This is a genomic window from Lutibacter maritimus (genome assembly GCF_900116115.1).
Lineage (GTDB): Bacteria > Bacteroidota > Bacteroidia > Flavobacteriales > Flavobacteriaceae > Lutibacter > Lutibacter maritimus.
The window spans coordinates 289,805-305,769 of record NZ_FOZP01000002.1 but is presented as its reverse complement, the minus strand read 5'-3'; the positions used below and the strand labels follow the sequence as shown (position 1 = coordinate 305,769).

The 15,965-nt window shown below is 29.7% G+C and carries 9 protein-coding genes; 1 reads left to right on the top strand and 8 read right to left on the bottom strand.

Annotated elements, in window-relative coordinates; all coding sequences use genetic code 11:
* Window position 1 precedes the first annotated feature (1 nt).
* The 8 genes from recO to BM335_RS04655 form a co-directional block, all read right to left on the bottom strand.
* Entirely contained in the window at window positions 2–718 is a 717-nt protein-coding gene (gene recO, locus BM335_RS04690) for a DNA repair protein RecO (RefSeq protein WP_090223651.1), read from the bottom strand.
* A 2-nt stretch (window positions 719–720) separates the two neighbouring features.
* Window positions 721–3,018 (bottom strand): type IX secretion system anionic LPS delivery protein PorZ, encoded by a 2,298-nt coding sequence (porZ, locus tag BM335_RS04685; RefSeq protein ID WP_090223649.1) that lies wholly within the window; start codon window positions 3,016–3,018, stop codon window positions 721–723.
* 270 nt (window positions 3,019–3,288) lie between these two features.
* Window positions 3,289–4,620: a sensor histidine kinase gene (locus BM335_RS04680; RefSeq protein WP_090223646.1), complete on the bottom strand. Its 1,332-nt coding sequence runs from the start codon at window positions 4,618–4,620 to the stop codon at window positions 3,289–3,291.
* Window positions 4,621–4,623: 3 nt separating this feature from the next.
* On the bottom strand, window positions 4,624–5,361 hold the full coding sequence (locus BM335_RS04675) for a LytR/AlgR family response regulator transcription factor (protein ID WP_090223644.1): 738 nt from the start codon (window positions 5,359–5,361) through the stop codon (window positions 4,624–4,626).
* Between the two features lie 66 nt (window positions 5,362–5,427).
* Window positions 5,428–7,767, bottom strand: a complete 2,340-nt coding sequence (gene pbpC, locus BM335_RS04670; RefSeq protein WP_090223641.1) for a penicillin-binding protein 1C — start codon at window positions 7,765–7,767, stop codon at window positions 5,428–5,430.
* Window positions 7,768–7,774: 7 nt separating this feature from the next.
* Window positions 7,775–13,342, bottom strand: a complete 5,568-nt coding sequence (locus BM335_RS04665; RefSeq protein ID WP_090223638.1) for an alpha-2-macroglobulin family protein — start codon at window positions 13,340–13,342, stop codon at window positions 7,775–7,777.
* Between the two features lie 77 nt (window positions 13,343–13,419).
* Window positions 13,420–14,076, bottom strand: coding sequence for a PAQR family membrane homeostasis protein TrhA (gene trhA, locus BM335_RS04660; RefSeq protein WP_090223636.1), 657 nt, complete (start codon window positions 14,074–14,076; stop codon window positions 13,420–13,422).
* A gap of 32 nt (window positions 14,077–14,108) precedes the next feature.
* Window positions 14,109–14,858, bottom strand: a complete 750-nt coding sequence (locus tag BM335_RS04655) for a lysophospholipid acyltransferase family protein (RefSeq protein WP_090223634.1) — start codon at window positions 14,856–14,858, stop codon at window positions 14,109–14,111.
* Window positions 14,859–14,937: 79 nt separating this feature from the next.
* Between BM335_RS04655 and trpS the strand changes: the two genes are divergently transcribed.
* On the top strand, window positions 14,938–15,906 hold the full coding sequence (gene trpS / locus BM335_RS04650; RefSeq protein WP_090223631.1) for a tryptophan--tRNA ligase: 969 nt from the start codon (window positions 14,938–14,940) through the stop codon (window positions 15,904–15,906).
* The last annotated feature ends 59 nt before the right edge of the window (window positions 15,907–15,965 follow it).

The following is a 15,965-nucleotide window of genomic DNA, read 5'->3' as shown; positions in this document are numbered from 1 at the left end:
GTTAGTTAAATACAGATTTTAAAACATTTAAAGATTTCGGTTTTTTAAATCCACTTAAATGCAATTCGTAATATTGAATTAATATTGTTAAAATTGATTGTCTGTTTACAGCATTAAAATCAATTTTATGTAACGCATCAAAATTAATACCAAAAAGCTTTTTAAACTGCTCTAAATTATCACCACTAATAGTACTTGAGCTTCTTGAGCTTGTGAAATTTCCTTCTACCAAATCAAAATAGGCACTATTAAATTGATTTGTTTCAGGATAAAATCCTAAAAACTTGGTTAAATTTAATAAAAATAGCAAATGGAAATTTGAAATATTTTCATGCGTATCAAGCCATAAAAAGGAAGTTTCTAAATAGGAAAATAATGCGCTGTTTTGTTCTTCTTCACGTATAGAATAATACAATATTTCAGATAAAAATAAGGCAATTGATTGCTTTTTAATATCCGTATGCAAATAGTTATAAAAATGAATTATTTCAATATCTCTAATGGTATTTAACGCACCTTTATTGTTATGATTTGCCGTTAAATTTAACTGATTTAAAGATTGAAAGTAAGCGGGTTTTATTTTCCCTTTTTTAGCACTTAAAACACCTTTCAACATATACGATTTTATACCACATTTTTCAGTATAACAAGTTGCTATTAAACTGGTGTCACCATATTTTATAGCGTTAATTACTATTGCTTTAGTGGTTTCAATCATTTCTAATTGATAATTGCAATTTTAGTTATTGCAGTTTCCAATCCTTCATTAGCTGTTAATAAAACAATATATATTCCGGAGGCTACTTTTTTTCCTGCTAAATTTATTTTATTCCAAATCACTTTTCCGCCATACAATTCTTGCCCTTCTTTAACATTTGTTTCATACACTAAATTCCCTGCTGTATCTAAAATTTTTACATTAGTTTTATTAGGTAAATGTGCACCATTTCTACCATCTATAGTAATTACATTGTTATTTTTTGTAGAAGGATTTGGAAACGCATATACTTCAGGCAAATTATCTCCATATGCAGCTACATTGCTTTTATAAGCTACAATCCCTTTGTCTGTAGCAAAATAAACCTTCCCTGAATTATTATCTATGGCAATTTTTAAAATATTATTTGATGGCAATGGTGAATTATCTGTATTAAAACTCTTTAAAGTAATTGTACCATTTGGATTTGTTTGTAAAGCTCCTCCTGTAACACTACCAAACCATTTATTATCGGCTCCATCAATTGCAATGGAATTTAAAACCTCCTCACCTAATAACTTTTTTGGCACTCCATTTTCTAAAAAAATTACTGGTTCGGCGTTCATAGTATTGTTATCAAATACATTATTGGCATTATAAAGCACAACCAAACCACCTAAAGTACCTATCCATAATCTGTTACTTTTATCCATTTGTAAGGTTCGCACATTTAAATCTGGCAATGAACCTTTAAACTGCTCTGTTGTTAATGCTTTTTTTCTATTTCCATTTTCGTTAAAAACTAAAACGCCATTTCTTCGTGATCCAACCCAAACCGTATTTAAATTATCTACAATTAATTCATTTAAACCATATGCGCTATTAGTAATTACAGAACTCATATCAAAGCTAGACCAAACACCATCTGTTGCATATTTTTTTATACGCTTATCAACCCAAGCATTTGCAATCCATAAATTTCCTTGTGAATCAAATGCAGAACCATTTATTCTAATACTAACATAATTTGGGTTTGAATATACTAACTTCTCTAAACCACTATTTAAATGATTCCAATGAGTTACTACTTCATCGTTTTCAACAACAAGCATTCCTCCTCCCCATGAGCTTATATAAACCTTATTATCCGTTAAAGGATCAAAAGTAACATTCACTAAATCATTTAGATTTAAATTTTTATATGGAATGTTTACCCAATTATTTGAATTGAAATGACTAACACCAAATCTTTTACCCAAAGGTGTATATGCTTGATCATAACTTCCAAAAACAACCCATAGATTATTATTTTTAACGGAAATTGAAAAGGGATAATTAGAGTATGGTCCTTCTGGATGAATTTCTTGAAAATTTTCTAAATCACTTTTATTGCTTTTAAGTATACCAAACTCTACCGTTCCAATTAAAAGTGATTCGTCTTCATAAAAAGCCGTATTAACATTAAAAAAGTATGGATTTGAAGCTACTGAGGTATATTTAATTTGCTCAATATTATCATTGTCAATAACATAAACAACCTTTGATGTTGCTACTGTTAGAAAATTGAGCGAGGCTTTTAAATCTAGTATTGGTTGAGAATATACTTTTATGCTTACCAAAGCATTGTTTTGAATTTTATACAATGTTCTATTATTTCCAGCATACAGTTGGTTGTTAAAAACCTCAATTGTATTAAAGTTTCCAGAAAAATAATGAGTCCAATTGTTATAATCTATTAAGTTTGGATTGGATATATTGGCACTATAAACTCCATTTTCTGTGACTGCATAAATTTTATTTTCAAATACAGTGATTTGGTTAATATAAATTTCAGAAGATTGATTACCAATAAAATAGGTATCACCAAATTGTAATTTTTCAATATCATAAACAACTATTGCAAATGATGTTGCTATATAAATTTTATTCTCAAATTCAAAAATGTCATTTATTTTTTTGCTGCCTGAATAATTAAAATTTTCAATATCTTTTGCAACAATTATATTTCCATTTTTATCAATTATTTCAATTAACCCAGTTTCGTAGCCAATTATAATTTTGTTAAATTTTTTACTATAGCAAATACTTGATGTTGATTCGCCTGATAACCCATTTATTGAAGATTTTTTGTTGGTTTCTCCACTCAACAAGTTGTAAGTAAAAAATGCATTGTCTGAAATTGCAAATATTTCATCATCTACTTTAATGAAATCTTTGACATTATTGTAGGAATAAAAGTCTTCCCAAGAATTAGAAAAATCTGTTTGTGCCCAAGTTTGAGCAAAAATTAACAACAGTAATATTTGAGTAAATTTTTTCATTAAAAGATTCAAATATATTTATAGAATTTCATCAAACCTAAACAAAATGCAAAAAAAAACCTTGAACATTGTAATACGTACTTACAATGTTCAAGGAATAAATAAATCAACCCCAAAGACTTATTTAATGTTTTAGTATGTATAGTGCCAAAACCCCTCTTGACAATAATACAAAACAAATATAGTCACGAATATCAATTCTTTTTACAGAAATATATAAAATGTACTAAAAAATATGCAAATGGTTAATTTTTATAAACAAATGGTATTTTAAACAGCTATATACGGAAAAAGAATTGAAACTTCAGTACCTGTTTTTGATGCATCAGAAATATCTTTTGTTTCAATTTTTACATTTTTATTCTGATATAACATGCGTATTCTATTTTCAGTTGCTTCTATTCCGAAGAATTTACGCTTTTGAGACATGTGAGATAGTTCTTTGGCTTTATTAATTCCTATTCCATTATCTGTAACTACACACAATACATTGTCTTCTTCTAATTTAATAGTAAGCTTAATAAATTTATGACCATCGGTTTTCATTATTCCATGCCAAATAGAATTTTCTATAAATGGTTGTAAAAATAATGGCGGAACTTTTATATTATCTAAATTTACATTATCATCAATATTAACAACATAATCAAAACCGCCACTAACACGCATTTGTTCCATTTTTACGTACAACGCTAAAATATCAAGTTCTTCTGAAAGTTTTGATGTTGGACTAGATGAACTGTTTAAAATAACTCTGATGAGTTTTGAGAATTTTGTGATATAATCAGAAGCTTTTTCAACTTCATTTTTTATTACAAAGTTATTTATTGAATTTAAAGAGTTAAACAAAAAATGAGGGTTCATTTGACTTTGTAAAGCGGTCATTTTTAACTCTTCCATCTCTTTAAGTTTTACCGCTAACCTAACTTCAGCATTTTTACTTTTCTGCTCAATTCTTTTTATAATAAAACCAATAATAACCGAAAATATAATGCATTGTAAAATTGCTCCTAAATACACAAAAAACATTGGTTGAACACCTAAATTTAAAAATGCATGCGCTCCAATAAAAATTTCTAAAAAACTAATGTTTGCTAAAAAAACATATATAAATGAGCCTATAACAAAATATAAGGCAGAAGCATCTTTAATTTTAGTTAAAATAACATAATAAGAAATTAGTGTAAAAAAAGACAATATTGGGGCTACAATTGCAAATGCTTTTGTTTGAAAGTTGTAATCAAAAAACACCTGAATCAAAACAAATGTTACAGCTAATACCACCAAAATTCTTGTAGCAAATTCAAAATATCTATCCCATTTTATTAAATGGGTTCTACTATCTAATAACTCTCTAGCGAAAGCTATATAAGCTGCATATGCTAAAAACTGTACTGAAAAATTTGTATATAAAAATATTCCCGCATACGCATCTGAAACAACATGTTTTATTAAATAAATAGATAATGCAAATAAATATAGACTGTAGTATAAATAAAGTTTACTTTTATTCTGAAAATAAATCAACAAATGGTACACGAATAAAACGAATAAACCTCCTCTTATCCACGAAAAAATTTCAGAATGAAAATCTAAAAGCATTCTTTAATCTAGGTATAATTTTTTAAATAATTCAGCTTTTCTGTTTCTACTTATGCTAGCAGTTAAACCATTGGTCATTATCAACTCTCCTCCTAATCCTTTTAAATACTCTTTCACATGATTTAAATTAATTAAATAGGAGTTATGCACTCTAAAAAACTGAGAGAATGCAAATTTTTTCTCAACTTCTTTTAATGTTTTAGAGACTAAAATTTCTTGTTCAGATTTTAAATAAATAGTGGTATAGCTTTTATCAGATTTTAACATAACAACATCATCCTTATCTAATAAATATACTTTTCCATCAGCTGAAATATTTATTTTATCATTATTTTCATTTAAATTACTCAACAATAGCTGTAATTTATTTTCCAATAAATCACCTTTTTGCGATTTTTTTATCTTCTCCATTGATGCCAATAATTCGTCTTTATCAACTGGTTTTAATAAATAATCAATAGCTGAAACTTTAATTGCTTTTAAAGCAAATTCATCATGAGCTGTGGTGAAAATAAGATTAAAATCTCTATTTTCTAATTGCTCAATCATTGTAAAACCATCCATTTCAGGCATTTGAATATCTAAAAACACAACATCTGGCTTTTCTTCATTAATAATGTCAATTGCCTTTATAGGAGAATTACAAGTTGTAACCTCAATATTTTCTATGTAATTATTTAATTTCCATTCAAGAGCTTCTAAAGCATCTTTTTCGTCATCAACAAGTAAAATTTGCAACATAATTAGTGGGTTGACGTTAGGTTGTTATTGGTGCAAGATACAACTTTTGAATATATGTTCAAATAGTTAAATGTTTATTTTAATTCTACTTTTAATTTCATTGCCTTCATTATCTACGGCAGTTATAATGTATGTTCCTTGTTTGGGTGAAATATTTATTTCGTGAATGCTTTCTGTTTCTCCAATAAACTCATCATTTAAATACCAATATATCAAAGATTTAGGATTAGTGTGAACAACTTTTAACACCAAGCCATTTTCAATTTCTTTAAAATCTTTTGTTAAATAAAATGTTGTATTGTCTTTTGGAATTAGAAACTCCATTTTAGAAGTAATTTCACCGATGCAATCACTTCTAAAATTTGGTAATTTTTTATAAAAAGGATTCTTGTTTTTATAATAATATTCTTCCAATGGTGGCAATGAGAACCAACTTTTATGCACAATGTTTTCAAGCGGTTCGCACGATGTATTAACTTGGTATTGCTCGTTTTTATATAAATGCACTAATTTATGATATGGGCAAGGTCTTGTTTTTAAACCAGATTGTTGTACAAAAGCTAGCTTTATATCATCACAAAATTCACTTGCTCTATACCCACTTTTATTACAAACCTCAACTTCTACCAATTCATCAAAAGGCTTTAAAAACCAATTACTTTGTGGTAATAAATTAAACACATCAAATAAAATGGGTGCTGCAACTGAAATTCCTACCAATCCAGGTCTTCCTTCTCCGTCTGCATTTCCAACCCAAACACCAACCACATAATCTTTTGTGGTTCCAACTGACCATGCATCTCTAAAACCAAAGCTTGTTCCTGTTTTCCAGGCAATTTTGTTGGCTGAATCAAAGAAGTCCCATTTATCTTCTCCTTCTGGCCTATTTACCTCATTTAAAGCTTCAAAAGTTAAATAAATTGCACCAGCATTAAACAGCGTTTTTTCTGTTGAAATATCACCAAAATCAGGTTTGAAGTTGGCTAAAAAAGAAGGCTCTAAAAATTCATTTTTATAATACTTACCATTGGTTTCTTCAAAATGATTTATGGTGGATGCCATGGCGCTATAACTTTTGCATAAATCCCATAAATTACTTTCTGCTCCACCTAAAATTAACGACAATCCATAATGATTTGCACCATATTTTATATCTTTTAAGTGCATTTTTTTTAAGTACTCATGAAATCTTTCCAATCCAAAACTTTGCAACATTCTAACCGCAGGAACATTTAACGATCTTCCTAAAGCCACGCAGGCAGGAACAGCGCCATCAAATTCTTTATTAAAATTTTGAGGTTTATAACTTCCAATTTGTGTTGGTATATCTGCAACTAATGTGTTAGGTAAAATATCGCCAGCATCTAACATTGCCGAAAACAAAAAGGGTTTTAAAATACTCCCTGTACTTCTTGCTTTGGTAATAATATCTACATCTTTTTGATGTGTTTTTGTAGTTGGAGAATTTCCAACATACGCCAAAACTTTCCGTGTTTTAACATCTAAAACCAACACCGCAATATTGTTAATTTGATTCTGACTTAACTCTAAATAATGGTTTTTAACAATCTGATTTACACGTTCTTGAAAATTGTATTTTACAGAGGTTTTAACACGTTTTCCGAGGTAATTTAACGAAACATTCTGCAATAAATGTGGCGCAATTTGTGGAATTGCAACTACTTTTTGAGGCAACTCTTCTTCAATGGATAATTGATATGTTAAAGCATCAATAATATTTTTATCTCGTAATTTTTTTAATAATAAATTGCGTTTTATTTTTAATTTCTCCTGATTTTTACCCGGATAAATTAAACTTGGTGCATTTGGCAACACGGCTAACGTAGCACTCTCTGCCCACGATAAATTATTGGGAACATTTCCAAAATAACGCCAAGCCGCAGCATCTAAACCAACAACATTGCTTCCAAAAGGTGCATTTGATGCATAAAACGCTAAAATTTTTTCTTTTGAATACCCAACCTCTAACCTAGTTGCTAAAATTAATTCAATCACCTTTTCAAAATAAGTACGCTTTTGGTTTTTCCGTGATAAACGAATCACTTGTTGCGTTAAAGTACTTCCCCCTCTTCTTACTCTTTTATATTGAATGTTTTGAACAATAGCTTTTGAAATTGAAACCGGATTAAAACCTGGATGCTTATAAAAATAGGCGTCTTCAAACTGTAAAATGCATTGTTTAAATTTTTCTGGAACGCTATCATTTTGCGGAAAACGCCACTGACCGTCTTTGGCAATTTTAGCACCTAATAATTTTCCTTCAACACTTTCAATTACTGTTGAAGTAGGATTTTTAAACAATTCTTTAGGCAATGAAAAATAATAAGCCGTTAATAAAATAACGGCTATTATTAATTTAATTTTATGTTTTTTAATTAATTTCATTAAAAAATTACGGTTTCAAAACCTCAATCCATTGGCCTTTTGTTCGCGTAAAATAATCGTTATCATACATGGCTTCAGCTTGTAATCCATACAAATAGTAAGTTCCTAAATACGATGCATTTAACAACACTTTAAAGGTCTTTGTTTCGTTACGTTTTAAATAAAAATAAAAGTTAACGTGATCATCTTTTATATCCGTATAATTACTTCCACCAGTGGTTGTACTTCCAAAATCGGTAAATCTGGTATTTACAATTTCCCAACCTGATGGAAATATCTGTGTTAAAGCCACATTTTGAACCGTTTCTTGTTTTAAATTACTAATGGTTACTTGCGCTTCAAATTCTGTTCCCTGCGCTAATTTTGAAACATCAATATATTTTCCTTCTATATTTTTATAAACAACACTAACTCCTAAACCGCGTTTTTCAATAATTTCTTCACCTAAAGGTAAAATTCCGCTGGTTATAACATTTACAAATACCAAGTTGGCTTCTTTATTCACTATTGAAATCGTGTTTTCACCTTCATTAATAGCTAATTTACGCTGTGCAATTGCAAATTTTGAATCGATACTTTCTGATTTATTGCTATTGATTGTATATTGAAGTTTCATAGATTTTCCGCCATTAATTTCAACCATTTTAGCCATTGAAAGTAAACTATAAGCCGTTGTTTGCGTACTCATCCAGCTATTTGATGATAAGCGTTTTGCAATATATTTAGCCAATTCTTTTGATGCTGAATTACCTGTTAACAACATTGTTTCCATAGCCATTGCTCTGTTTCTGTCTACAGATCCATAGGTATAATAATCACCGTATTTACTTTCAAAATTTAAATTGGCTGTATTCGAAATTTTTATAGCTGCTTCTTTTTGTCCAGCTAAAGCATAAGCTGCTGCCAAACGCCATTTTGCGTCATTTGACAAACCACTGTACTCACGTAAACGATTCATTGAAGATAAATCTGGATAACCAGCCAAAGCCAATGTGTACAACCTGTATGCTTGTGCCAAATCGGAAAAATTACTACCAGAACGCCAATCTCTAGCCGCTTGTTTTTGATATTTTAACCAGTTTGATATAAATGTTGGCGGTAAAACATAGCCTTTTTTTGAAGCTTCAATCATAAAATGACCCGCATAACTTGTTCCCCAATCGTTTGCAAAATTTTGTCCTAACCAATAACTTAAACCTCCGTTTGGTGTTTGAAAACTTCCTAAACGCTCAATTGCTTCTTTTATATTATTTGTTATTTCTTGTTTTTGCTGATAGGTAATATCAAAAATATCGCTTAAAAATAACTGAGGAAAAACACTTGATGTAGTTTGCTCAACACAACCGTGCGGATATTGAATTAAATACTGCAATCTTCCAGTGAAATCCATAGAAGGTAAGGTTGAAAACTCAACCGTTGCAAAATTACTTCCTTTCACTCCAAAAGTTGAAAAATTGATAGTTTGCGAAGCGTTTGGCATCAATTCAATATTAATTGATTTTGACGAAACAGGATTTGGATTTACCACATCAATTTCAACTTGATAGGTGGATCTTTCTCCGTTTCCTTCAGCAATAACTTCAATTGTTCCAACGCCTTTTGCATTGGTAATATCCAATTCAAAGTTGGTCATTTTTTCATCCGGATTTGTAAAAGAAATATTTTTTGATGAAGCGCCAACAACTTTAATTCCCTTAGATAACTTTAAACTAACCTGCACATTTTTAACCTTATTTTCTAACGCAAAAACAGTAACCGGTAAGGTTACTTTTTCCCCAGGACTTAATTTACGAGGAAGTGAAGCCAATATCATTAATGGTTTTCTTACTGGTGATGTAAATTCCGCATTTCCGTAAGCACCATTTTTGTTATCTGCAGCAATAACCATAGTTCGCACAGAACCAATATATTTTGGTAATTGAATGGTATGACTCGCGGTTTTACCTTTTTCTAAGGTAAACGGACCTAAATAGCGTACTACAGGTTTAAATCTGTTGGCTTTATTGTTTTTTGCAGGAGCCGCTTCACTATCACCACCAATTCCAAAAACTTGCTCAATTTTACCACCATAAGCACCAATTACATCATCAAAAATATCCCAAGTTTTTACACCTAAAGCTTCACGGGTGTAAAAAGCATTCCAAATATCAGGTGTTTTGTAACGTGTTAAATCTAACAAGCCTTCTTCAACAACAGCAATTGTATAGCTCATTTTTTTACCTGATTTTTCTTTTAATTTCAACGTAAATTTTTCTTCAGGTTTTAACACTTTTGGCATAGTAATAATTGGCTCTAAACGTGTATTTGCATCTTCAACCAATAAAGGAATAACACCATATAAACGCAACGGAAAATCGTTAGCTGTTGATGCGTGTGGTTGTAATAATGAAATATTTACAAATAAATTTGGCGCCATTTCTTTAGTAATTGGAATTTCTACCTTAGTTTCACCTTTTTGTGTTTTTTGCCATACTTTTTGTAAAACTTCGGTTCCGTTTTCAATACTAATTAAAGCGTTTCCGTTTGTACCTGATGGAAAAGTAATTACCGCGGTTTCACCAACATTATAGCTGTCTTTATCCGAAGAAAAAACCAACATTTTAGAACCTTCAGGATCATTAGAAGGACGTTTCCACCAGTTTTTATAAAAATATACGGTTGCACCCGTTGCGTGACCACCGTTTTTATCAATAATTCTAATTAAATACCTTCCGCCATCATTATCAGGAATATTTAATTTAAAACTTCCTTTTCCTGATGAATTTGTAGCTACTTTTAATTTTTTATATGGTTTATGAAAACTACTTCCATCGTAGGTTGATAAATTATCTGGTGAAGCGCTCCACCACCAACGCCACTCAATTTTATACACTTCAATATCTAAATTATTTTTAGCGATAGGCTTTCCGTTTTCAGTAATTGTAGCTATATTAAAAGTTACATTCTCATCCGTATCATACGAATTATACGCTTTTGGTTTTGGTAATTTTAAACCAATAAATGTTTTATAAGGAGCGTACTTTTTTGAAATAACATCAATAGAAAAATCGCCACCATTTTCATAAGCTTTAGATAAAAAAGCAACATTTAACATTCCTGGAGCTTTGTTATCTAAATTTATTTTTTTGTTGATAGTAACTGTTCCGTTTTCATTTAAATTTCCTTCAAAAACTTTCATTTCTTCCGAAGAAAATTCACGTGTTGGATCGTTAAAAATATAATCTGGAAACTTATCAGAAAAAGCACTGTAATTAGCGGTGAATTTTGCATTTACCTCTGCTTTTATATTTTTTGCTGGTGTACCTTGTAACCATTTTACTGCTAATTTTCCGTTAATTGGATTGTTATTAGTTAGCACCTCATCGGTAAAATTTATATTGATTTTTAATCGGTTTGGTTTTACAGTTTCAACTTTTAATTGTTTGTAAAATTTAGCGCCACCAACAGAAATTGTGCTATTCCAATTTCCTGTAGGATCTGTATCGGAAGTTGGTACAATAAAGCTATAAATTCCATTTACATTTTTAGAAGTAATTTGGTTAAAGGATAATTTGCCGCGAGCATCTGTAACTTGTAATTTTATTGGATGATCTTTTGGTAATGGATTTCCATTATCATTTAAAACAAACGTTAAATATATAGAATCTCCAGGTCTCCAAACGCCACGTTCTCCATATAAAAATCCTTTTAACCCTTTTTGCAGTTTTTTACCAGAAATATTAAAATTGCTTAATGAAAGTGCGTTTCCATCGTCTAATTTTAAATAGGTTTTATTTCTACCATTGGAAACAATTGCAAAACTGGCAATTACATCTGCATCAATTCCAGTAATACCGTTATTATCTGTTTCTAACTCAGCTATTGGCTGTTGTTGATAATTGTACAAAGTAACTTTTGCTCCAACAATTGGATTTGTTGTTAAAATATCGGTTACTATAAAAAAATACGAATTATTTTCTCCTTTTTTGGCAATAACACCAATGTTTGATGCTAAAATATTTGCAGAAACTACGTTATCATAATTGGCATAATAGGCTTTTTTACAAGGATTTTCTCTATCGCGCCAATTATAATAATAGTCGTTATAACTGTAAATTAAATTATCCCAATATTGTTCTTCTCTTTCCTCTTCATCATCGGATAATTCAGCGGTATTTTGATTGTTATCATAAAAATCTTCTTCATAATATTCATCTTCATTTGTATTTTCTGAAGCAATTTCGGTTCCATCACATTTATACAAAGAATAGGCTTGTTTTATGCTTAATTCTACTCTATAAATTGCACCAGGATCAGCTTTTATTAGCGTGGATAAATCTATGGAATAGGCTTTCCATTTACCATTGTCATCCAATTCACTTTTTTGAAGATTTATAGTTTTTTTGGCAATTCTTCTTCCAACTCTTCTAATATCGTAACTATCATTGCCACCTAAATTATCGGTTTGCAAAAATTGTAAAATATTATTTTCGAAAATTTTAATAATTCTTACATCAACAGCTTTTAAATTAACAGCTTCAAAATTAAATTTTAAATCGTTAGAATTTGGTAAAATTACACCGCTAGAGATTAATCTAACCTGTGGTTTTAACTGCTCAAAAGCAATAATTTCTGAAAAATTATTTTTAAGTTTATAGCCATCCACACTGGTTATTCCTTGAAAAACTTCTACTTGAACGTTTCCGGCAATTCTAGTGCTTGGAAACACTTTTAAAATATTTCTATCAACCGTAAAAGTAACATTGTTGCTATTTTGAATTTCAACCAATCCATCAAAGTTTTGCTGCATTTTAATTGGGTCGGAGAAATTTATTTTCAAATACTGTTCGGGAGATTGAATAACTTCAACATTTAAAATACTAAAATTATTTTTGCCTGGAATTCTAAATGTACTTTCTCCTTCATTTTCAACATTAATTTTATTTCCAGACCACGAAATAATAACTTCCGAATCTTCTTCAAAACGCTGAACACTATCTATAATAAACTGAAATTGTGTGCTTAACGAATCAGATTCATTCCATTTTATTTTTAAATTTTTATTTTTTTGCGATGCAGAAAGTACCGTTTTTGCATTTTCTAAAGTTAAAACATCTGTTGTTTTAACCAACCCTTCAATATATTTCCACTCTCTGTTATACGATTGAAAATTAGTAGTGTTAATGCTAAAATTTTGCTGAATTGTTTTAAATTTAAACGTGAACGTTTTAAATTCTGCAGGAATGTTATTATATATTTTATGAAGTAAAATAGTTACTGTGTATTCAGTATTTTGCTCTAAAGTTTTTGAAGGTTGAAATAGTAAACTTCTTTTATTTAAAACGGTTAATTTCCCCTCAATTTCAGGCGAAATATTAATTATTTTTGAGGAAATTTCAGTATTTGCTACCCAAGAATCTACTTCTTTAACTAAATCAATTTTTATAGGATCTGCAATAGAAACCAACCCAGAAGTAGTGAAACTAATATAGTCACGAAATTTAAAAATATTGTCAGGTTGTTGGTTTACATCTTTTTTACACGAAAACATAATAACACCAACTATAAGTGTTAAAAACAGGTATTTTATTTTCATTTTAAAATGAATTTAAAGGATTAGCAAATTTGGAATGAAGTTACAAAAAAAAATAGCTAAAAAAATGATTTAAAATATTACTTTTTTATGGGCAATACATAAAAAAATACCGCTATAAAATGACTAAAACTACCCAACAATACAAAAATATGAAAAATTGCATGGTTGTATTTAATCCTTTTTATACTGTATAAAACTGCTCCAATTGTATAAAAAACACCACCAGCCAGTAACCACAACAAACCTTCAATAGGTAAATTATGTACCAAAGGTTTTATTGCAAAAACAATTAGCCAACCCATTAATACATAGGCTATTGTTGAGATTTTATCGAACCTACCAATAAAAAATAACTTTAAAATTACGCCTATTAAAGCCAATCCCCAAGAAACACCAAAAATAGTCCAGCCAACCCAACCATCTAATACAACTAAAGTAAACGGTGTATAGGTTCCTGCTATTAAAATATAAATAGATGCGTGGTCAAAAATATTTAATCTGTATCGTAATTTAGGACTCTGAACATAATGATAAAGTGTTGATGCAGCGTACAATACAATTAAACTTGCACCGTAAATACTAAAACTAACAATATGCCACAAACCACCTTCTAAACTGGCAAATACTACTAATAAAACTAACGCAACTACACTTAAAATTAAACCTATTCCGTGCGATAAAACGTTTAGTTTTTCTTCTTTCGGATCATAATAAGTAGTTCTTTTTAAATTCATTATTTACAAAATATGGTTGTATTAAATAAAAGCTATTTAGTAGCCTTAAAATCATTAACGAGTTCGTTGTATATTAAATTATATGTTTGTTTTTTTAATGCATCGCAATCTTTAAGTGTAAGACCTTTAGTACTCAAAAAACTATGAACTTTTACACGTAATTTTCCTGGTTTACCACTAAAAAAAGTATACGAAAAGCGCTTTTTACAGTCATAAAACGTCATAGGAACAATAGGTATTTTATGCTCTATTGCCAAACGAAAAGCACCATTTTTAAATTCGCTTAAAACTATACTTTCATCATCTGGCACTAATCCTTCAGGAAAAATACAAACATCTAACCCATTGCTCAATCTTTTTCTAGCAGCTTCAAAAACGGCCAACCTGCTTTTAGAATTACTTCTATCAACAATAATGCAGGTACGTTTGTAAAAAAAACCAAAAATTGGAATTTTAGTCAATTCTTTTTTTCCCACAAATACAAATGGATTTCTTGCAATAGAAAGCATAACCATAATATCAATCATAGAAGTGTGATTGGGGCAAAACATATAGCTTTTTGTATTATCAACTATTTGCTCTTCATATAAATCTATTTTAAAACCCATTACAAATAAAATGGTATTTGCCCAAGCTTGCGCAATTTTAAAAAAAGTTGGGTACAACTTCTCTGATGATGTTACAATTAACAACACAGGAAAGATAGCTATAATACTAAATAATACCCAGCCATAAAACCAGCAGCGCCAAATAATATAAAATATGTATTTAAATAAATTCATGAGCATCAAAAATACATATTTAATTCTATTCTTATTTTCTTTTTAAAATATGTATTTTTGCCACTTAAATTTTGAAAAAATGTCGAGAATTTTAACAGGTGTTCAAAGTACAGGAACTCCACACTTAGGAAACTTATTAGGCGCAATTATCCCTGCTATTAAAATGGCAAATAATTCTAAAGAAGAATCGTTTTTATTTATTGCCGATTTGCATTCATTAACGCAAATAAAAAATGGTAAAGAATTAAAAGAAAACACTTATAATGTAGCAGCAACTTGGCTTGCTTGTGGATTAGATGTAAATAAAACAGTTTTTTATAGACAAAGTGATATTCCTGAAGTAACCGAACTTTCTTGGTATTTAAGTTGTTTTTTTCCATACCAACGCTTAACATTAGCACATAGTTTTAAAGATAAAGCAGATAGATTAGAGGATGTAAATGCTGGTTTATTTGGATACCCAATGTTAATGGCTGCTGATATTTTATTATATGATGCAGAAATTGTTCCGGTTGGAAAAGACCAATTACAACACTTAGAAATTACGAGAGATGTAGCAAACCGCTTTAATCACCAAATGGGTGATACTTTAGTTCCGCCAGAAGCAAAAATACAAGAAGGATCTATGTGGGTTCCGGGTACTGATGGTGGAAAAATGAGTAAATCTAGCGGAAATATTATTAATATATTTTTACCAGACAAGCAACTGCGTAAACAAATTATGAAAATTAAAACGGATTCTACGCCGTTAGAAGAACCTAAAAATCCTGATACTTGTAATTTATTTGCTTTGTATAAATTATTAGCTTCGGATGCTGAAATTGCTGAAATGAGAGCTAATTATGAAGGTGGTAATTACGGCTATGGAACCGCTAAACAAGCTTTTTATGATTTGTTAATTACAAAATTTGCTAAAGAAAGAACGCGTTATAATTATTATATGGAAAACTTAGATGAAGTTGATAAAGCTTTAGCAATTGGTGCTGAAAAAGCAAAAGTAGTTGCTGCTGATGTATTAAAACGTGTTAGAGAAAAATTAGGGTACTAAAAATACCTTTTTTATAAAGCAAAAATCCTTATTTTGAATGTATTTTCAACGTAAGGATT